The organism is Micromonospora sp. Mcm103 (genome assembly GCF_024519755.1).
Taxonomy (GTDB): Bacteria; Actinomycetota; Actinomycetes; order Mycobacteriales; family Micromonosporaceae; genus Micromonospora; species Micromonospora aurantiaca.
The window spans coordinates 447,187-466,348 of sequence record NZ_JALJRJ010000002.1 but is presented as its reverse complement, the minus strand read 5'-3'; the positions used below and the strand labels follow the sequence as shown (position 1 = coordinate 466,348).

Here is a 19,162-nt window from a genome sequence, read left to right as displayed (position 1 = left end):
GGAGCGGTCAGCCGGTCAGCGCCTCGACCGCCCGGTCCACGTCCTCCTCGGTCGTGTAGAGGTGGAACGAGGCGCGGACCCGGCCCGCCCGGACCGCCGCGCGCACCCCGGCGCGGGCCAGCCGCTCCTGCGCGTCCGGCACGTCCACGCTGACGATCGCGCTGTCGCCCGGCGGCCGGCCCAGCCCGGTCAGGAACCGGTTGGCCAGCCCCACGTCGTACGCGCGCACCGCCTCCGGGTCGAGGTCGGCGAGCAGCTCCAGCGCCGGCGCCGCCCCGACGTAGCACAGCCAGGACGGGGAGATGTCGAACCGCCGGGCGTCCTCGGCCAGGCGCAGCGGCGTCCCGTAGTAGGAGGCGTGCGGGTCCCGGCCGGCGTACCACCCGGCCGCGTCCGGGCGTATCCGCTCGCGCAGCGCCGGCGCCAGGTAGGCGAAGGACGCGCCGCGCGGCGCCATCAGCCACTTGTACGCCCCCACCACCACCGCGTCCGCGCGGTCCGCCGCGAACGGCAGCCAGCCGCACGCCTGCGTGGCGTCGACCACCACGACGGCGCCGTGCGCCCGGGCCGCCGCGACGATCTCGTCGTACGGGGTCACGGTGCCGTCGGCGGACTGCACCACGCTGAACGCCACCAGGTCGGTGTCGGCGTCGATCGCGTCGACCAGGCCGTCCAGCGGCACGGTGCGGACCCGCACGCCCCGCTCCCGCTGCACCAGCCAGGGGAACAGGATCGAGGTGAACTCGCTCTCGGGCACCACCACCGTCGCGCCCGCCGGCAGGCTCGCCGCGATCGGCGCGACCAGCTGCGACACGGCGGAGCCGACGCTCACGTCGGCGACGTCCACACCGGTCAGCCGGGCGAACGCGGCCCGGGACCGGTCCACCGACTCGTCCCACACCTCGAACGACACCCGCCCGGTCCGCCAGTCGGCGAGCACCTGCTGCACGGCGTCCCACACCGGCTCGGGCGGCAGCCCGTAGGTGGCGGTGTTCAACCAGCCCGGTTCCGGCTGCCACAACTTCTGCGCCTGCTCCAGCTCCATGCCACCGACGCTAACCACCCCCGCCCCACCCCGACACCGCCAATCCCACCCCCGTGGCCCACCCCCACCCCGACCCCGACCCCGACCCCGGCCCCGGCCCCGGCCCCGGCCCCGGCCCCGGCGATCTTGCACTTTCCGCCCCGGCAAATGGTGCAAAGCCCCGAATCGCAGGGCCGAAACTGCAAGATCGCGCAGCGGGGAGCAGGGGGCGCGGGGCGGGGCGGGGCGGGGCGGGGGGGGAAGTGCAAGATCGCGGGGGTCGGGGCGGTGAACCGGGGCGCGGGTGTCCGCGCCACCGCCCCCGCCCCGCCGATCATGAAGTTGGCGGTGCCTGCGGTCCGATATGTCCGCCGCTAACTTCATGATCGCCGGGGTGAGGCGGGGGGAGGCGAGGTGGGGCGGAGGGGCGGGGGTCAGGGTGGTGGGGGGAGGTCGGTCAGGGCGGCGGCGATCTCTGTGCGGACGCGGGGCAGGGGCCAGGTGGCCAGGTCCTGCAGGGTGTGGTGGCGGCGCAGGTGTCGTACCGCGGTCAGGCCGACCAGGTAGCCGCAACGCTTCGGCAGGCCACCGGCCAGCGGCGAGTCCCGCATCAGGAAGTACGGGGCGTGGTGCTCGGCGTCCGTGGCGTCGAGGTCGGCGCGGACCCGGCGCAGGATCTCCGGCCACCGGCGGCGGCACTCGTCGAGCCACCGCCGGTGGCCGGGGCGGCCGAACCAGAGGTACTCCTCGTCCGGCCGGCCGGGGTCCAGCTCCGCCGTGACCTGGGTGGCGAGCCCTTCGGTGAACAGGGCGTTCGCCACCCCGTACTCGGGCCAGTCGCGGATCGCGGCGCCGCGGTCGTGCACCACGTGCGCGGCCTCGTGCCGCACCAGCAGCTCGAGGTCCTCCGGCGGCCCGAGCTGTTCCACGGCGAGGAAGAGCGCGTACCTGCCGTTCAGCTCGCCGGCCCAGCCGTTGGCCTGGTTCAGCCCGACCAGCACCACGCACTCGACCGGCCCGCCGTCGCCGGACCAGCCCAGCGCGTCCGCCACCGCCGCGACGCCGCCGGGCAGCAGCGCGCGTACCGTCTCGGCTCGTGCCGCCAGGTCCGCGGCGCGGTCGCGGAGCCCGTCCAGGGTGGCGGCCACGCCCGCGGCGTCGGACCAGTCGCCGTCGCGGCGCAGCGCCCGGACCACGTCCGGATGACCGGCCAAGTACCGGGAGGACCACGGTTCCGGCGGCGCGGACCGCTCGGCGCAGGCCAGGAAGTCGGGCACCAGGTCACGGACGCGCAGCAGGTCGGTGGGCGGCATCCGCCCGATACTGCCCGGCCGTGGCCCGCCGGGCAACACCGCGACGGTACGGGGGCAGCTCCGCATCTGAAGGAAGTCTTCAGCATTGAGCCCGTCGATGCAAGCTATCGACATAGACGAACGTCACGCTATAGGGTGCGGCGAACCGGCGACGTGAGCCCCGTCGCCCCGTGTAGTGGACGAGGAGTGCCTGTGACGATTCGGAGACCCTCGCGTCGGGTGAGCCACCTGCTCGGCGGCGCCATGATCCTCATGATCGGCCTGACCGGTCAGCCGGCCCAGGCCGCGCCTGCGCACGGCGCGCAGCCGCTCGCCGCGGCCTTCGACCGGGCCGCCGCCGACTCCGACGTGCCGCGCGACGTGCTCGCCGCGCTCGGCTACGCCGAGACCCGCCTGGACGGCCACGGCGGCGAGCCCAGCGTCTCCGGCGGCTACGGCGTGATGCACCTGACCAGCAACCCGAAGGTACGGACCCTCGACGAGGCCGCGCGCCGGACCCGGCTGGACCGCGCCGACCTGCGTACCCGGGACGCGGCGAACGTGGCCGGCGCGGCGGCGGTGCTGCGCTCCTACGCCGACGAGGCCGGGCTCACCGCGGCGCAGCGCGACGACGTCAACCAGTGGTACGGCCCGATCGCCCGCTACGGCGGCTCGACGGACGCGGCCACCGCCCGGCTGTACGCCGACTCCGTGTACGACCTGCTCGCCAGGGGCTTCATCGCCACCACGGCCGGCGGCGAGGTCAGCGTGGACGGCCGTCCGGTCGCGCCGCAGCGGGGCCGGTACACCGACGTGGCGCCGCTGGGCACCGGCGACTTCGGCACCCTGAGCACCGACTACGGCCCGGCGGCCTGGGTGCCGGCCAACTCGTCCAACTACACGGTCTCCAGCCGCGAGTCGGCGTACCCGATCAACTACATCGTCATCCACACCATGCAGGGCAGCTACGCCGGCTCGATCAGCTGGTTCCAGAACGCCGCCGCCGGCACCAGCGCGCACTACCTGCTCCGCTCCTCCGACGGCGCGGTGACCCAGATGGTGCGCGACAAGGACATCGCCTGGCACGCCGGCAACTGGACCTACAACACCCAGTCGATCGGCATCGAGCACGAGGGGTACGTCGACAACGCCTCCTGGTACACCGACGCGATGTACCGGTCGTCGGCGGCGCTGACCCGGTACCTGTGCGACAAGTACGGCATCCCGAAGACCCGCACCAACATCATCGGGCACAACCAGGTGCCGGGCGCCACGCACACCGACCCGGGTCCGAACTGGAACTGGACCTACTACATGCAGCTCGTCACCGGCGGCACCACGCCCCCGCCGACCGCGTGGTCGACGATCGTGGACAACACCACCGCCGGGCGGTTCACCGCGAGCGCCAACTGGAGCACCTCGACGTACTCGGCGCAGCGCTACGGCGCCGACTACCGGTACGCCAACCCCGTCGCGGCCAGCGACACCGCCTGGTACAAGGTGAACATCCCGGCGACCGCCACCTACCGGGTGGAGGTCTGGTATCCGGCCGTGGCCGGTTACAACACCTCCACGCCGTACATCGTCGCGACCACCAGCGGCAACCAGACGGTCTCGGTGAACCAGAGCGCCAACGGCGGTGCGTGGCGGTCGCTGGGCACCTTCACCCTGGCCGCCGGTGACGCCAACAAGGTGGGTGTCAGCAGGTGGTCCGGCAGCACCGGGTACGTGATCGCCGACGCCATCCGCGTCACCCGCGTCTAGCTCTCTGCGCCGGAGGCGCGCCCGGCCCGGTCAGCTCACGTTGGCCGGGCCGAGCACGCTCTTGAGGTCGCCCATCAGCGCGGTGGTCGCGGCGACCCGGAACGGGCCGAGGCGCAGCGTGGTGACCTTGCCGCCGTTGAGCAGCTTGACGTGCACCTCGGTGTCGCCGGGGTGCAGCACGAGCGTCTCCTTGAGCCGTTCCACGAGCGGCGGCGTGCACCTGTGCACCGGGATGGTCAGCGTGACCGGCTTGTTCGCCGGGTTGCTGGTGACGTCCGGCATGGACATGTCCATCGCCATGATGCGCGGGGTGTCGTCGCGCCGGTCCACCCGGCCCTTGACCACCACGATGGCGTCCTCGGCGATGTACTGCCCGATCACCTCGTACGTGTTCGGGAAGAACAGCGTCTCCACGCCACCGGCGAGGTCTTCCAGCGTCGCCGACGCCCAGGCCCGGCCCTGCTTGGTGACCCGGCGCTGCACGCCGGAGAGGATGCCGGCCAGGGTGACCACCGCACCGTCGGGCACCGTGCCCTCCTCGGACAGCGCGGCGATAGTGGTGTCCGCAGCAGCGCCGAGCACGTGTTCCAGGCCGAACAGCGGGTGGTCGGAGACGTACAGGCCGAGCATCTCGCGCTCGAACGCGAGCTTGTCGCGCTTGTCCCACTCCCCCTCGCCGATGACCGGCATGACCGTGGTGGTGCCGCCGGTCTCCGCCTCGCCGAAGCCGGCGCCGAACAGGTCGTACTGGCCGACCGCCTCCTTGCGCTTGACGTCGGCGTACGCGTCGATGGCGTCGGCGTGCACTGCGAGCAGGCCCTTGCGCGGGTGGCCGAGCGCGTCGAACGCACCGGCCTTGATCAGCGATTCGATCGTCTTCTTGTTGCAGACCACGGCGTCGACCTTGGACAGGAAGTCGTAGAAGTCGGTGTAGTCGCCCTTCTCCTCACGGCACCGCATGATCGAGGCGACCACGTTCGCGCCGACGTTGCGTACCGCGCCGAGACCGAAGCGGATCTCCTTGCCGACCGGCGTGAACGGCCCGGCCGAGGTGTTCACGTCCGGCGGGAGCACCTGGATGCGCATCCGGCGGCACTCGGACAGGTACATGGCCATCTTGTCCTTGTCGTCACCGACGGAGGTGAGCAAGGCGGCCATGTACTCGGCCGGGTAGTGCGCCTTGAGGTATGCGGTCCAGTAGGAGACCAGGCCGTACGCGGCGGAGTGGGCCTTGTTGAACGCGTAGCCGGCGAACGGCACCAGCACGTCCCACACGGCCTGGATGGCCTCGTCGGAGTAGCCGCGCTCGCGGCAGCCGTCCCGGAACGGGATGAACTCCTTGTCGAGGATCTCCTTCTTCTTCTTACCCATCGCCCGGCGCAGCAGGTCGGCCTGGCCGAGCGTGTAGCCGGCGAGGATCTGCGCGGCGCGCTGCACCTGCTCCTGGTAGACGATCAGGCCGTACGTGGGCGCGAGGATCTCGCGTAGCGGCTCCTCCAGCTCCGGGTGGATCGGGGTGATCTCCTGGAGGCCGTTCTTGCGCAGCGCGTAGTTGGTGTGCGAGTCCACGCCCATCGGGCCGGGCCGGTAGAGCGCCAGGACGGCGGAGATGTCCTCGAAGTTGTCCGGCTTCATCAGCCGCAGCAGCGAGCGCATCGGCCCGCCGTCGAGCTGGAACACGCCGAGCGTGTCACCGCGGGCCAGCAGTTCGTACGCCGGCTTGTCATCAAGCGGCAGGCCGAGCAGGTCCAGCTCCCGGCCGTGGTTGAGCTGGATGTTCTTCACCGCGTCGTCGATGATCGTCAGGTTCCGCAGGCCGAGGAAGTCCATCTTCAGCAGCCCGAGCGACTCGCAGGTCGGGTAGTCGAACTGCGTGATGATGACGCCGTCGGAGTCGCGCCGCATCAGCGGGATGTGCTCGATGATCGGCTCGGCGGACATGATGACGCCGGCGGCGTGCACACCGGTCTGCCGGATCAGGCCCTCGATGCCCTTGGCGGTCTCGATGACCTTCTTGACGTCCGGGTCGGACTCGTAGAGGCCGCGGATCTCGCCCGCCTCGGCGTAGCGGGGGTGCTTCGGGTCGAAGATGCCGGACAGCGGGATGTCCTTGCCCATCACCGCCGGGGGCATGGCCTTGGTGATCCGGTCGCCGACCGCGTACGGGAAGCCGAGCACGCGGGCCGAGTCCTTGATCGCGGCCTTCGCCTTGATCGTGCCGAACGTGGCGATCTGCGCGACCTTGTCCTCGCCCCACTTGTCGGTCACGTACTTGATGACCTCGCCGCGCCGGCGCTCGTCGAAGTCGATGTCGACATCCGGCATGGAGACGCGCTCGGGGTTGAGGAACCGCTCGAAGATCAGGCCGTGCGGGATCGGGTCGAGGTCGGTGATGCCCAGCGCGTACGCCACGAGCGAGCCGGCCGCCGAGCCACGCCCCGGGCCGACCGCGATGCCCTGGCTCTTGGCCCACTGGATGAAGTCGGCGACCACGAGGAAGTACGACGGGAAGCCCATCTGGATGATGACGCCCAGCTCGTACTCGGCCTGGACGACGTGGCCCTCGGGGATGCCGTTGGGGAAGCGGCGCTTGAGCCCGGCGAAGGTCTCCTTGCGGAACCAGGACTCCTCGGTCTCGCCCTCGGGGATCGGGAACCGCGGCATCAGGTTGTGGAACGTGAACATGCCGGCCGGGTCGACCTTCTCGGCCACCAGCAAGGTGTTGCGGCAGCCCTCCAGCCAGACGTCGGACTGGTCGACCGCGCGCATCTCGTCGGCCGACTTGATGTAGTAGCCGCTGCCGCCGAACCGGAACCGGTTGGGGTCGGCGACGTTGCTGCCGGTCTGCACGCAGAGCAGCACGTCGTGCGCCTCGGCCTGCGCCTCGTGCGTGTAGTGCGAGTCGTTCGTGACCACCGGCGGGATGCCGAGCTTGCGGCCGATCTCCAATAGCCCGTCGCGGACCCGCTTCTCGATGTCGAGGCCGTGGTCCATGATCTCCAGGAAGTAGTTCTCCTTGCCGAAAATTTCCTGGTACTTCCCCGCCGCCTGCAGGGCCTGGGCGTCCTGGCCGAGCCGCAGTCGAGTCTGCACCTCACCGGACGGGCAGCCGGTGGTCGCCATGAGGCCGTCGGAGTACTCGGCGAGCAGCTCGGTGTCCATCCGCGGCCACTTGACGAAGAACCCGTCGGTGTACGCCTTGGAGGTGAGGGTGAACAGGTTGTGCAGGCCGGTCTTGTTGCGGGCCCAGATCGTCTTGTGGGTGTAGCCGCCGCTGCCGGAGACGTCGTCGCTCTTCTGCTCGGGCCGACCCCACCGCACCCGCTTCTTGTGGAACCGCGACTCCGGGGCGACGTATGCCTCGATGCCGAGGATGGGGGTCACCCCGGCGGCCATGGCCTGCTTGTAGAAGTCGTTCGCGCCGTGCATGTTGCCGTGGTCGGTCATCGCCACCGCCGGCATCCCCTGCCGGCTGACCTCGGCGAAGAGATCCTTCAGCCGGGCCGCCCCGTCCAGCATCGAGTACTCGGTGTGTACGTGCAGATGCGCGAACGAATCGCCCATGCGTGGCGCCCCCCGGCTCGGTCATGGGTGGTGCGGGATCGGACGGCCCACCCTATCTCCGCTGCCCGAGGCGTCTCCAGTGAGCCGCGCGGGCGGATCACCGCTTGCGCGAAAGCCGGGGCCGTCCGGGGCCGCGCGGTAACGCGCGATCCCGGACGGATGCCGCTGGGCTACTGCACCCGCACGGTCGTGCCGCACCCCTCGGTGTTCTCGCAGACGTAGAAGCTGGCGATGGCCTTGCTGAAGCTGCCGTAGCCGGTGTTCCCGCTGCACCCGTCCTCGTCGTTGATGCCGGCGCTCCCGCCACCGACGAGGTTCACGACCACGAACACGCGGTTGCCGTCACACTCCTTGTCCTGCACGGTGACCGACTTGTGGTCGGCCGAGATCCAGGCCTTGTCGAGGCCTTGGTACGCGGTCATCTCGTGGGCCTGGGCGGGCGACGCCCACATGGTGACCAGCCCGGCCGCGCCGATGGCGGCGAGATAACGGAAGGTTCGCTTGGCGGAATTCATAGTTCCTCCGATTTCGCAGGGGCGGAAGCGACGAACAGGGGCCAGCGGAATTTGTGTGCAGCAATTCCGGAAATGCGTCGGTCACACCGATCCGGGAACTCTGGACTCAATTCGCCCGACGCGCTTTCCGGTGATCACAGGCAATGATCAGAAGCGCGGTCGCTGTTGTCACGCGGTGGCGGGCTGCACTCGCGTCGGCGCCCGATCAGGCTGGACAGGGTGCAGGAATGCGGCGACGTCGATCCGGAGCGGGCTTCGTATGACAACGAACACGTTCAGGACACGCGGTCATAAGACCGATCGACGGCACGACCGCCAGCCGTGGACGTACGTACTCCAGCACTGCAGCATATTCACTTTCCCCCGTTTCGTCGTCGAGCGAGCAAAACCCTCGATCGACTTTCGAAACAGTAACGGCGACTGCGGGGTGTGTCAATGCGTCCATTCTCGAACGCCCGAACTTGTCACGAGGGCGCCGAACGGGCGCCAGACCACCCGACGGGAGCCCGAGTCACACGATGACCCGGGGCTGGACAATACTGTGTGACACACACTATCGTGTTGGGCATGGTCAGCGAAGAGGTCCTCCGGACCCATCTCCAGGAGCTACGACGCGGCACTGTCGTGGTGGCCAGCCTGGTCGCCCTGCGCCGCCCCGACTACGGATACGCCCTGCTGCAACGGCTGGCCGCGCACGGCTTCGCGGTCGACGCCAACACGCTCTACCCGCTGCTGCGCCGGCTCGAAGACCAGGGCCTGCTGACCAGCGAGTGGAACACCGAGGAGAGCCGGCCGCGCAAGTTCTACCGGACCAGCGACGACGGCGAGGACCTCCTGAACCGCCTGCTCGACGACATGACCGCGGTGCGGACGTCCGTCACCGAACTGATCGAAGGAGCGGAACGATGAGTTCCCTGACCGACCGTTACGTCGCCGCCACGATGCGGGCCGTGCCCGCGCAGCGCCGCCTCGAGATCGCCGAGGAACTGCGCGGCTCCATCGCCGACATGATCGACGACCGGACCTCGGGCGGGCAGGACCACGCCTCCGCCGAACGCGAGGTGCTCACCGAGCTCGGCCACCCGGAGAAGCTCGCGGCCCGCTACAGCGACCGCACCCTGCAACTCATCGGCCCGCGCTACTACCTGACCTGGTGGCGGCTGCTGCGGCTGCTGCTCACCTGGATCCCGGCGATCGTCGGCGCGCTCTCCGGCGTCACGAAGGCGCTCGTCGACGGCGAGCCGGGCGCGGCGATCGGCACGGCGGTCGTGGCCGCGATGCAGACCGCGGTGCAGATCGCGTTCTGGGTCACGCTGGTGTTCGCCGTGCTGGAACGCACCCGAACCCCGCTCGGCCTGCCCGAGTGGACCGTCGACCAGCTCCCCGAGGAGACCCGGGAACGGCAGATCAGCCACTCCGACAGCATCGCCTCCGTGGTGTTCCTGCTCGCCACCATCGGCCTCCTGGTCGGCCAGCACTTCCAGCGCTGGACCACCGACGACGGCACCCGGCTGCCGGCACTCGACCCGGCGCTCTGGAGCTTCTGGCTGCCGGCCCTGATCGTGGTGCTGCTGGCCACCGTCGGCCTGGAGATCGCCAAGTACCGCTCCGGCCGGTGGACCTGGCCGCTGGTGGCGGTCAACGCGGTGCTCAACGTGGCGTTCGCCGCCCCGGTGCTCTGGCTGCTCGCCAACGACCGGCTGCTCAACCCGGAGCTGGTCGAGCGGTTCGCCTGGCTGCGCGACGGCGGGACCGTCGAGTTCGCTCGGGTGGCGGGCGCGGTGGTCGTGCTGGTCGCGATCTGGGACGTGGTCGACAGCGCGGTCAAGGCCCGCCGCGCCGCCTGACGCCCCGCCCGGCCCGGCACGCCCCGTCGAGGGCGTGCCGGGCCCTTTCGGTACGCGGACAGTCAGGCCGCCGCGCGCCACTCCCGGGCCAGCAGCGCGTAGACCACCTCGTCGGTCCACTCCCCCTTGACGAACTCGTTCTCCCGCAGGTGCGCCTCCCGGCGCATGCCCAGCCGTTCCAGCACCCGGGCCGACGCGGTGTTGCGCGCGTCCAGCCGGCCCACGATCCGGTGCAGCCCGAGCCCGTCGAAGCCGATCCGCAGCAGCTCCCGGGCCGCCTCGGTGACGTACCCGCGGCCGGTGTGCGCGGGGTGCGCCACGTACCCGATCTCGCCCTGCCGGTGCTCCCCGCTGGTCCAGCTCAGCAGCACGTCGCCGAGGAAATCCCCGGTGTCCACCAGCGTCACCGCCAGGTTGAGCACGTCGCCGGGGGCGCGCAGCGCGGTCCGCCGGACCAGCCGGTCGATCGCGGCTCGAGCGGCGGCGTCGTCGTACGGCCCGTGGTAGAGGTAGCGGGTCACCTCCGGGCGGCCCCGGTAGTCCCGGACCACGGCGAGGTCCTCGGCGGTGAAGGCGCGCAGCAGCAGGCGCTCGGTACGTAACGGCAGATCGGGCACGAACACCCCGGCAGGCTACGTCCCGGCTGTCGTCCGGCCCACCCGTTTACGCCCCGGGCACCGCATCGGCGGCAGCGGTGGCATGGTCGTACGGTGAGCACCGCACCCACCACCGCCTGGCGCCGGCCGGCTCCCACAGCCTCGCAGTTGCGCGCCGACCTCTGGGTCGGGCTCGCGGTCACCGTGCTGGCCCTGTTCGAGCTGACGCTGGCGCACAGCACCGGGGCCTTCCTGCTCGGGCCACCGCCGAGCGTCGCCGAGCAGATCTGGTGGACCGTGGCGGTGACCGCTCCGCTGGCCGTACGCCGGCGGTGGCCCGCCACCGTCGCCGTGCTCGTCTCGATCGCCTTCGTCGCGGGGCAGGCGCGGGCGGTCCCGCTCGCCCAGCTCCCGTCGGGCGCGCTGTTCGCCGCCCTCTTCACGCTCGGCGCGTGGGGCACCGACCGGCGGCTGGCCGGGCGGCTGCGGGCCGGCATCATCGTGGCGATGTTCGGCTGGCTCGCGCTGTCCCTCGCGCTGCGGGCCGACCAGATCACCGCCGCCTCCTTCGCCGACGCCGCCGGCCCGGTGCCGCCGGTGCTCGCCGCCGTCGTGAACGGCGTGCTCTACAACGTGCTGTTCTTCGGGTTCGCCTACTACTCCGGGCAGACCGCCTGGGTGGCCGCGCGCCGCCGGCACGAACTGCGCGAGCAGGCCGAGCAACTGCGCCGGTCACAGGTCGAGGCGCGCGAGCGCGCGGTGATGGGCGAGCGGGTCCGCATCGCCCGCGAACTGCACGACGTGGTCGCCCACCACGTGTCGGTGATGGGCGTTCAGGCCGCCGCGTGCCGGCGCGTGTTCGACAGGGACCGGGACAAGGCGCGTACCGCCCTCGCCGCGATCGAGGAGACGGCCCGCACCTCGGTCGACGAGCTGCGCCGGATGCTCGGCGTGCTGCGCGACCCGGACGCCGCTGCCGGCGCGGCCACCGCGCCGGAGGACACCGCCGGCATCGACGAGGTCCGCGCGCTCGTCGACCGGGCCCGGGAGACCGGCCTGCGGGCCGACGTCGGGGTGTACGGGGAACCGGTGCCGCTGCCGCGCTCGGTGTCGCAGGCGGCTTACCGGATCGTGCAGGAGGCGGTGACGAACGTGGTCAAGCACGCCCACGCCACCACGCTGGACGTGCGGATCCGCTATCTGGCGAGGGACCTGGAGATCGACGTGAGCGACGACGGACACGGCGCCGTGCCGGCTGCCGGGGCCGGGCTCGGCCTGATCGGCATGCGGGAGCGGGTCGCCGCGCACGGCGGTGAGGTGGAGGCCGGGCCACGTCCCGGCGGCGGGTTCCGGGTCCGGGCCCGCATGCCGCTGCCGGTCGAGGCCACCGGGCGGGCGGCGTGACCGCCCCGGTGCGGGTGCTGCTCGTCGACGACCAGCACCTGGTCCGGACCGGTTTCCGGGTGATCCTGGAGGTCGAGGACGACATCGAGGTGGTCGGCGAGGCCGCCGACGGGCAGCGCGCCGTGTCGATGGCGGCCGCGCTGCGTCCGGACGTGGTGCTGATGGACGTGGAGATGCCGGTGCTCGACGGGCTGGAGGCCACCCGCCGGATCACCGCCGACGCGACGCCGGGCGGCCCGGCGGTGCTGATCCTCACCACGTTCGACCACGACGACTACCTGTTCGCCGCGCTGCGCGCCGGGGCGAGCGGCTTCCTGCTCAAGAACGGCACCCCGGAGGACCTGATCGAGGCGGTCCGGGTGGTGGCGCGCGGCGAGGGACTGATCGCGCCGGCGCTCACCCGGCGGGTGATCTCCACGTTCGCCCGGCCCGGCGCGGTGCCGCCGGACCCGCGGCACGACGCGGCCACCGCGGACCTGACGCCGCGCGAGCGGGAGGTGCTGGAACTGGTGGCGCGCGGGGCCAGCAACGCCGAGATCGCGGACGTGCTGCACGTCGGCGAGGCGACGGTGAAGACCCACGTCAGCCGCGTACTGGCCAAGCTCGGGCTGCGCGACCGGGTGCAGGCGGTGGTGTTCGCGTACGAGCACGGGGTGGTCCGGCCCGGCGGATGAGGCCCGTCCGCCGTGCGACGGACCCGATGATCGCTCCGTGGTGGGACGACGGGAACGACGGCCGGCCGTAGCGTCGGGATCATGACCAGCGTGCTCCGCCTCGACGGCGTCGACCGCAGCTTCGGCGGCCGTCAGGTGCTCAAAGACGTCTCCTTCGACGTGACCGCCGGGCGCATGACCGGATTCGTCGGCGGCAACGGCGCCGGCAAGACCACCACCATGCGGATCGTCCTCGGCGTGCTCGCCCCCGACGCCGGGCAGGTGACGTGGCGGGGGCGACCGCTCACCCGCGAGGCCCGCGCCCGGTTCGGCTACATGCCCGAGGAACGCGGCCTCTACCCGAAGATGACACCCCGCGAACAGGTGGTCCACCTCGGCCGCCTGTACGGGCTGGACGCCGCCGGGGCGCGCCGGCGTACCGACGCGCTGCTGGAGCGGGTCGGTCTCGGCGAGCGGGCCGACGACCTGCTGGAGACGCTGTCGCTCGGTAACCAGCAGCGGGCGCAGATCGCCGCCGCGCTGGTGCACGACCCGGAGGTGCTGATCCTGGACGAGCCGTTCTCCGGGCTCGACCCGCTCGCCGTCGACATGGTGGTCGCCGTGCTGCGGGAACGCGCCGCCGCCGGAGCGCCGGTGCTGTTCTCCAGTCACCAGCTCGACGTGGTGGAGCGGCTCTGCGACGACCTGGTGCTCATCGCGGGCGGCACGATCCGGGCCGCCGGCGCCCGCGAGGAGCTGCGCGCCGCGTACACGCTGCCCCGGTTCTCGCTCGTGGTGGACGGCGACGCCGGCTGGCTGCGCGACCAGCCCGGCGTGCGGCTGGTCGACCTCGACGGCGCGCGCGCCGTGTTCGAGGTGGACCCGCCCGCCGACGACCAGTCGGTGCTGCGCGCGGCGCTGGACCGCGGCCCGGTGCGCGCGTTCGGCCCGGTCACCCCGTCCCTCGCCGAGATCTTCCGAGAGGTCAACCAGTGAACACGTTCCAGGCCACCAGGTTGGTCGCGGCCCGCGAGATCAAGGTCAAGGTCCGCGACAAGACGTTCCTCTACAGCACGCTGATCTTCCTGCTGCTCGCCGTCGTCGCCACAGTCGTGCCGGCGTTGATGAGCAGCGGTCCGTCCACTGTGGCGGTGACCGCGGCCGGCGCCGAACCGCTGCGCGCGGCCGGGCTGGACGTGATGCTCGTCGCCGACGACGGCGCCGCCGAACAGGCGGTACGCGACGGCGACGCGGACGCCGCGGTGGTCGCCGGTCCGCTGGTGGTCGCCGACGAGCGGGCCCCGGACGACGTGGTCGCCGCGCTCAGCGCGGCCCCGCAGGTGAAGCTGCTGGACCCGGACGCGGTGGATCCGTTCGTCGCGTACCTGGTGCCGTTCGCCTTCGCGTTCGTCTTCTTCTTCATGTCCCAGACGTTCGGGTTGCAGATCGCGCAGAGCGTCACCGAGGAGAAGCAGACCCGGATCGTGGAGATCCTGGTCGCCGCCGTGCCGGCCCGGGCACTGCTGGCCGGCAAGATCCTCGCCGCGGGCGCGCTGGCGCTCGGGCAGATCACGCTGATCGCGGCAGTCGCGCTGATCGGCATGCGCCTGACCGACGGCGGTGACCTGCTGGGCCTGATCGCGCCCGCGATCGGCTGGTTCGTACCGTTCTTCCTGTGCGGCTTCCTGCTGCTGGCGGCCATGTGGGCGGCCGCCGGGGCGCTGGTGAACCGGCAGGAGGACATCGCCGGGGCGTCCACGCCGGTGCAGCTCGCGGTGATGGCGCCGTTCTTCGCCGTGGTGTTCCTCAACGACAACGCCGCCGCGATGCGGATCCTGTCGTACCTGCCGATCTCCGCGCCCACAGCGATGCCGGTACGGCTGTTCACCGGTGACGCGGCGGCGTGGGAGCCGTTCGTGTCGCTGGCGCTGCTGCTGCTCGCGGCGGCCGGCTTCCTGCTCGCCGGGGCCCGGGTCTACGAGGGCTCGCTGCTGCGCACCAACGGCCGGACCTCGGTACGGGCGGCGTGGCGGCAGCGGGAGCCGATCGGCTGACCGGGCGAGACGCCGAGCGCCGGCCACCCCGGGATCCGGGGGCCGGCGCTCGGCACGTCGGGCGGGTCAGCCGACGGCGGCCATGACCTCGTCGGAGACGTCGAAGTTGGCGTAGACGTTCTGCACGTCGTCGCAGTCCTCCAGCACGTCGATCAGCTTGAAGATCTTGCGCGCGCCCTCCTCGTCCAGCGGCACGTTCACGCTGGGGATGAGGGAGGACTCGGCCGACTCGTACTCGATGCCGGCGTCCTGCAGCGCGGTGCGGACCGCGATCAGGTCACCCGGCTCGGAGACCACCTCGTACGCCTCGCCGAGGTCGTTGACCTCCTCCGCGCCCGCGTCGAGCACGGCCATCATCACGTCGTCCTCGCTGGTGCCGGCCTTGGGGACGATCACCACGCCCTTGCGGGAGAACATGTACGACACCGAGCCGGCGTCGGCCAGCGAGCCGCCGTTGCGGGTCAGCGCGGTGCGCACCTCGGTGGCGGCACGGTTGCGGTTGTCGGTGAGGCACTCGATCAGCATCGCCACGCCGTTCGGGCCGTAACCCTCGTACATGATCGTCTGCCAGTCGGCGCCGCCGGCCTCCAGGCCGGAGCCGCGCTTGACCGCGCGGTCGATGTTGTCGTTCGGGACCGAGTTCTTCTTCGCCTTCTGGATGGCGTCGTAGAGAGTCGGGTTACCGGCCGGGTCACCGCCGCCGGTACGGGCCGCCACCTCGACGTTCTTGATCAGCTTGGCGAACATCTTGCCGCGCTTGGCGTCGATGACCGCCTTCTTGTGCTTGGTCGTCGCCCACTTTGAGTGGCCGGACATCTGTTACCTCCGTTGCTACCCGCCGTCTGCATCGACCGCACCGCACACGCCCCGCTCCCCCACCGGCGCACGTCGAGGTGCTGTGATCTTCGCTGGGAGCCGCGGCGGGCTGATGGCCCTGCCGAATCTCGGCAATCCTACCGGCGGCGGGCGGGTCACTGTCACGCGCCGCACGGCACCGGCCCGTCCCAGCCCACCCGAACCGGTACAACCAGGGACGGACCGGCCGCTCAGGAGGCGGCCCGGACCAGCTCCACGAAGTGCCGGTGCAGCCGCAGGTCGCCGGTCAGCTCGGGGTGGAACGACGTGGCCAGCAGGTTGCCCTGCCGCACCGCGACGATCCGGCCCGCGGCCGGGCCCCCGGTCACCCGGCCGAGCACGTCGACGTCCGGGCCGACCCGCTCCACCCAGGGCGCCCTGATGAACACCGCGTGGAACGGGCCGCCGTCGACGCCGGTGATCGCCACCGGCGCCTCGAACGAGTCGACCTGGCGGCCGAACGCGTTGCGCCGCACCGTCATGTCGACGCCGGCGAAGCCGCGCTGGTCGGGGCGGCCGTCCAGCACCTCGGCGGCCAGCATGATCAGGCCGGCGCAGGAGCCGTAGACCGGCATGCCGGCGGCGATCCGCTTGTCGATCGGCTCGCGCATCTCGAAGATGTCCACCAGCTTGCTGATCGTCGTGGACTCACCGCCGGGCACCACCAGGCCGTCGACCGCGTCCAGCTCACCCGGGCGCCGCACCGGCCGGGCGTCGGCGCCCGCGCCGGTCAGCGCCGCGACGTGCTCGCGTACGTCGCCCTGGAGGGCGAGCACACCGATCACCGGTACGGTCACGCCCGGCTCACCAGCCGCGCTCGGCGAGGCGGTGCGGCTGCGGGATCTCGTCGACGTTGATGCCGACCATCGCCTCGCCCAGCCCGCGGGAGACCTTGGCGAGCACGTCCGGGTCGTCGTGGAACGTGGTCGCCTTGACGATCGCGGCGGCCCGCTGGGCCGGGTTGCCGGACTTGAAGATGCCGGAACCGACGAAGACGCCCTCGGCGCCGAGCTGCATCATCATGGCCGCGTCGGCGGGGGTCGCGATGCCACCCGCGGTGAACAGCACGACCGGCAGCTTGCCCTGCTCGGCGACCTCCTTGACCAGCTCGTACGGGGCCTGCAACTCCTTGGCCGCGACGTACAGCTCGTCGGAGGGCAGCGTCTGGAGCCGGCGGATCTCCTGCCGGATCTTCCGCATGTGGGTGGTGGCGTTGGAGACGTCACCGGTGCCCGCCTCGCCCTTCGAGCGGATCATGGCGGCGCCCTCGGTGATCCGGCGCAGCGCCTCGCCCAGGTTCGTCGCCCCGCACACGAACGGGACGGTGAACGCCCACTTGTCGATGTGGTTGGCGTAGTCGGCCGGGGTGAGCACCTCGGACTCGTCGACGTAGTCGACGCCGAGCGCCTGGAGGATCCGCGCCTCGACGAAGTGGCCGATGCGGGCCTTGGCCATCACCGGGATCGACACGGCGGAGATGATGCCGTCGATCATGTCCGGGTCGCTCATCCGGGACACGCCGCCCTGCGCGCGGATGTCGGCCGGTACGCGCTCCAGGGCCATCACGGCCACCGCGCCGGCGTCCTCGGCGATCTTCGCCTGCTCGGGGGTGACCACGTCCATGATCACACCGCCCTTGAGCATCTCGGCCATGCCGCGCTTGACGCGGGCGGTGCCGACGGCGGTGGCGGGGGTCGGGGCTGCGGATTCAGACACGGGACATCGCTCCTCGGCGTGCTCGGGAGGTGACTGCGCAGGAATGCTACGACCGGCGCGACGCCGGTCCGAGCGCCAATCGAACCCCCGGTGGCCTGCCGTGTGGCCCCCGTCACGGCCGGTGCGTCAGCCGGTGGTCACGTCCGCGTGCGACGCCAGCGTCGGGTCGTCGATGTCGAAGTAACGCGGCCACTCCCGCCCGCGTCCCATCCGGAACAGCCGCACCACCGGACGCCCCCGCGCCGAACGGGCGTCCCGGACCAGGTCGGTGTGCACCTGCCGGGCCAGCGCCAGCCGCCGGCTCGCCGCGATCACCGCCGCGCAGGCCGCGTCGTCCGGGTCCAGCCGCACCGCCCGCAACTGCCGGGTCAGGTCGTTCTCGGCCGCCTCGCGCTCCTCCGGAGCGGCGTCCAGCGCGATCCGGGCGGCGGCGTACAGCTCCACGCCGTACCGCTGCTCGGCCAGGACCGCGGCGGCGGCCGCGCGGCGCAGCAGGTGCGCGTCCAGCGCGCGGGCCGCCGAGTCCGCGCGGACCTGCAGCCGCTGCACACGGCCGGAGGTCCAGATCAGGTACGCCGAGAGCAGCCCGAGCACCGCGACCGCGCCCACCACCCACCACATGCCCGGCATCGTAGTGCTGCTCCTCATCCCGGCCGGCCGGCGCTCGCACCGGCAGACGCGCTCGTCACAGCGGCCGCAGCGGCCACAGCGGTCAGCCCAGTCCCGCCCACTCCTGGTCCATGACCCGGCCGTCGGTGGCCTCGATCGCGGCTGCGTATACCTCCAGAACGCGGCGGGCAACCACGGGCCAGTCGAAATTCGCCACCACCTGGTCGCCGCAGGCGGTGAGCCCGGCGCGGCGGCCGTCGTCGTCGAGCAGCTCGGACAGCGCGGCGGCCAGCGCCGTCGCGTCGCCGGTGGGGAACAGCCGCCCGGCCCGTCCGCCGTCGAGCACCCGGCGGAACGCGTCCAGGTCGCTGGCGACCACGGTGGCGCCGGCGGCGAGCGCCTCGGTGAGGATCATCCCGAAGGACTCCCCTCCGGTGTTCGGTGCGACGTAGAGGTGCACGCTGCGCAGCATGCGTGCCTTGTCCGCCTCGGAGACCAGGCCGAGGAACGTGACCCGGTCGCGCAGCCCGGCCGGGAACCGCCCGTACAGCTCGTCGGCGTCGCCCGGGCCGGCGACCAGCAGACGCAGCCCGGGGCGGTGCGGCGCCAGCGCGACGAACGCGTCCCGCAGGATCGGGAAGCCCTTGCGCGGCTCGGTGAAGCGGCCCAGGAACCCCAGCGTGCCGCCGGTGCCCGGGGCGCACTCCCCCGGCCAGCCCGGCAGCGGCGGCACCCCGGCGAACTTCGCCACCGCCACCCCGTTCGGGATCTCCACCGCGCCGCCGTCCATGTGCTCGACCTGCACCTTGCGGGCCAGCGCGCTGACCGCGATCCGGGCGGTGATCCGCTCCAGCACGATCTGGAGCACGCCCTGCGCGGCCGACATCACCCGGGAGCGGGTCATCGCGGTGTGGAACGTGGCCACCACCGGGCCGCGGGCGCAGAGCACCGCCAGCATCGACAGGCTCGGCGTGAGCGGCTCGTGCACGTGCAGCACGTCGAAGTCGCCGCGGGTGATCCAGCGCCGCACCCGGGCGGTGGAGACCGGGCCGAACGCGATCCGGGCCACCGACCCGTTGTACGGCAGCGGCACCGCCCGCCCGGCCGACACCACGTACGGCGGCAGCGCCGATTCCTCGTCGGCGGGCGCCAGGACGCTCACCTCGTGGCCGAGCCCGAGCAGCGCCTCGGCCAGGTCCATGACGTGGTTCTGCACGCCGCCCGGCACGTCGAACGAGTACGGGCACACGATGCCGATACGCACTGCGC

17 protein-coding genes are annotated in these 19,162 nt (G+C 72.0%); 7 read left to right on the top strand and 10 right to left on the bottom strand.

All coding sequences use genetic code 11. The features are described from left to right. Positions 1 to 7: 7 nt before the first annotated feature. Positions 8 to 1,045: an aminotransferase class V-fold PLP-dependent enzyme gene (locus tag OC439_RS04750; RefSeq protein ID WP_262012367.1), complete on the bottom strand. Its 1,038-nt coding sequence runs from the start codon at positions 1,043 to 1,045 to the stop codon at positions 8 to 10. 413 nt (positions 1,046 to 1,458) lie between these two features. Next, positions 1,459 to 2,337 carry a hypothetical protein gene (locus OC439_RS04745; RefSeq protein WP_262012366.1) on the bottom strand — a complete coding sequence of 293 codons (879 nt, stop codon included), beginning with the start codon at positions 2,335 to 2,337 and terminating at the stop codon, positions 1,459 to 1,461. A gap of 792 nt (positions 2,338 to 3,129) precedes the next feature. Here OC439_RS04745 and OC439_RS30330 point away from each other — a divergent pair. Continuing rightward, positions 3,130 to 4,080 carry an N-acetylmuramoyl-L-alanine amidase gene (locus OC439_RS30330; RefSeq protein WP_402808570.1) on the top strand — a complete coding sequence of 317 codons (951 nt, stop codon included), beginning with the start codon at positions 3,130 to 3,132 and terminating at the stop codon, positions 4,078 to 4,080. 30 nt (positions 4,081 to 4,110) lie between these two features. Here OC439_RS30330 and dnaE read toward each other — a convergent pair whose 3' ends face one another. Then, on the bottom strand, positions 4,111 to 7,644 hold the full coding sequence (gene dnaE / locus OC439_RS04735) for a DNA polymerase III subunit alpha (protein WP_262012364.1): 3,534 nt from the start codon (positions 7,642 to 7,644) through the stop codon (positions 4,111 to 4,113). A 170-nt stretch (positions 7,645 to 7,814) separates the two neighbouring features. Continuing rightward, positions 7,815 to 8,159, bottom strand: coding sequence for a hypothetical protein (locus OC439_RS04730; RefSeq protein ID WP_184684533.1), 345 nt, complete (start codon positions 8,157 to 8,159; stop codon positions 7,815 to 7,817). Between the two features lie 567 nt (positions 8,160 to 8,726). Here OC439_RS04730 and OC439_RS04725 point away from each other — a divergent pair. Together OC439_RS04725 and OC439_RS04720 are read left to right on the top strand one after the other, a co-directional pair. Then, the gene (locus OC439_RS04725; protein ID WP_262012363.1) at positions 8,727 to 9,068 is read left to right on the top strand and encodes a PadR family transcriptional regulator; all 342 of its coding nucleotides are present in this window, start codon (positions 8,727 to 8,729) and stop codon (positions 9,066 to 9,068) included. Beyond that, entirely contained in the window at positions 9,065 to 10,006 is a 942-nt protein-coding gene (locus OC439_RS04720) for a permease prefix domain 1-containing protein (RefSeq protein WP_262012362.1), read from the top strand. Before OC439_RS04725 ends, OC439_RS04720 begins: the two co-directional genes overlap by 4 nt. A gap of 62 nt (positions 10,007 to 10,068) precedes the next feature. Here the strand turns inward: OC439_RS04720 and OC439_RS04715 are convergent, their stop codons facing one another. Beyond that, complete coding sequence (locus OC439_RS04715; protein ID WP_262012361.1) at positions 10,069 to 10,629, bottom strand: GNAT family N-acetyltransferase; 561 nt, start codon at positions 10,627 to 10,629, stop codon at positions 10,069 to 10,071. Between the two features lie 87 nt (positions 10,630 to 10,716). On the opposite strand from OC439_RS04715, the gene OC439_RS04710 reads away from it, so the two are divergent. From OC439_RS04710 to OC439_RS04695, 4 genes are all read left to right on the top strand, one after another. Next, a complete protein-coding gene (locus OC439_RS04710; protein WP_262012360.1) occupies positions 10,717 to 12,006 on the top strand; it encodes a sensor histidine kinase in 1,290 nt (429 codons plus the stop codon). Beyond that, positions 12,003 to 12,680 (top strand): response regulator, encoded by a 678-nt coding sequence (locus tag OC439_RS04705; protein WP_194802923.1) that lies wholly within the window; start codon positions 12,003 to 12,005, stop codon positions 12,678 to 12,680. The genes OC439_RS04710 and OC439_RS04705 overlap by 4 nt, the downstream gene beginning before the upstream one ends. Positions 12,681 to 12,761: 81 nt before the next feature. Continuing rightward, positions 12,762 to 13,655 (top strand): ABC transporter ATP-binding protein, encoded by an 894-nt coding sequence (locus OC439_RS04700; protein WP_135239376.1) that lies wholly within the window; start codon positions 12,762 to 12,764, stop codon positions 13,653 to 13,655. Then, positions 13,652 to 14,713, top strand: a complete 1,062-nt coding sequence (locus tag OC439_RS04695; RefSeq protein WP_262012359.1) for an ABC transporter permease — start codon at positions 13,652 to 13,654, stop codon at positions 14,711 to 14,713. The genes OC439_RS04700 and OC439_RS04695 overlap by 4 nt, the downstream gene beginning before the upstream one ends. 66 nt (positions 14,714 to 14,779) lie before the next feature. On the opposite strand, the gene OC439_RS04690 is transcribed toward OC439_RS04695, so the two are convergent. The 5 genes from OC439_RS04690 to OC439_RS04670 all read right to left on the bottom strand — a co-directional run bounded on the left by OC439_RS04690 (position 14,780) and on the right by OC439_RS04670 (position 19,157). Next, complete coding sequence (locus OC439_RS04690; protein WP_262012358.1) at positions 14,780 to 15,529, bottom strand: YebC/PmpR family DNA-binding transcriptional regulator; 750 nt, start codon at positions 15,527 to 15,529, stop codon at positions 14,780 to 14,782. 230 nt (positions 15,530 to 15,759) lie between these two features. Beyond that, positions 15,760 to 16,365, bottom strand: coding sequence for a pyridoxal 5'-phosphate synthase glutaminase subunit PdxT (gene pdxT / locus OC439_RS04685; RefSeq protein ID WP_262012357.1), 606 nt, complete (start codon positions 16,363 to 16,365; stop codon positions 15,760 to 15,762). A gap of 7 nt (positions 16,366 to 16,372) precedes the next feature. After that, positions 16,373 to 17,284: a pyridoxal 5'-phosphate synthase lyase subunit PdxS gene (pdxS, locus tag OC439_RS04680; RefSeq protein ID WP_262012356.1), complete on the bottom strand. Its 912-nt coding sequence runs from the start codon at positions 17,282 to 17,284 to the stop codon at positions 16,373 to 16,375. Between the two features lie 126 nt (positions 17,285 to 17,410). Next, a complete protein-coding gene (locus OC439_RS04675) occupies positions 17,411 to 17,914 on the bottom strand; it encodes a hypothetical protein (RefSeq protein ID WP_135239369.1) in 504 nt (167 codons plus the stop codon). Between the two features lie 82 nt (positions 17,915 to 17,996). Then, on the bottom strand, positions 17,997 to 19,157 hold the full coding sequence (locus OC439_RS04670) for a glycosyltransferase family 4 protein (protein WP_262012355.1): 1,161 nt from the start codon (positions 19,155 to 19,157) through the stop codon (positions 17,997 to 17,999). Positions 19,158 to 19,162: the final 5 nt, after the last annotated feature.

Bases quoted from the DNA above. Each gene is read 5' to 3' on its own strand.
- OC439_RS04750 (WP_262012367.1), bottom strand. From the start codon at position 1,045: ATGGAGCTGGAGCAGGCGCAGAAGTTGTGGCAGCCGGAACCGGGCTGG.
- OC439_RS04745 (WP_262012366.1), bottom strand. From the start codon at position 2,337: ATGCCGCCCACCGACCTGCTGCGCGTCCGTGACCTGGTGCCCGACTTC.
- dnaE (WP_262012364.1), bottom strand. From the start codon at position 7,644: ATGGGCGATTCGTTCGCGCATCTGCACGTACACACCGAGTACTCGATG.
- OC439_RS04730 (WP_184684533.1), bottom strand. From the start codon at position 8,159: ATGAATTCCGCCAAGCGAACCTTCCGTTATCTCGCCGCCATCGGCGCG.
- OC439_RS04725 (WP_262012363.1), top strand. From the start codon at position 8,727: ATGGTCAGCGAAGAGGTCCTCCGGACCCATCTCCAGGAGCTACGACGC.
- OC439_RS04720 (WP_262012362.1), top strand. From the start codon at position 9,065: ATGAGTTCCCTGACCGACCGTTACGTCGCCGCCACGATGCGGGCCGTG.
- OC439_RS04700 (WP_135239376.1), top strand. From the start codon at position 12,762: ATGACCAGCGTGCTCCGCCTCGACGGCGTCGACCGCAGCTTCGGCGGC.
- OC439_RS04690 (WP_262012358.1), bottom strand. From the start codon at position 15,529: ATGTCCGGCCACTCAAAGTGGGCGACGACCAAGCACAAGAAGGCGGTC.
- OC439_RS04675 (WP_135239369.1), bottom strand. From the start codon at position 17,914: ATGCCGGGCATGTGGTGGGTGGTGGGCGCGGTCGCGGTGCTCGGGCTG.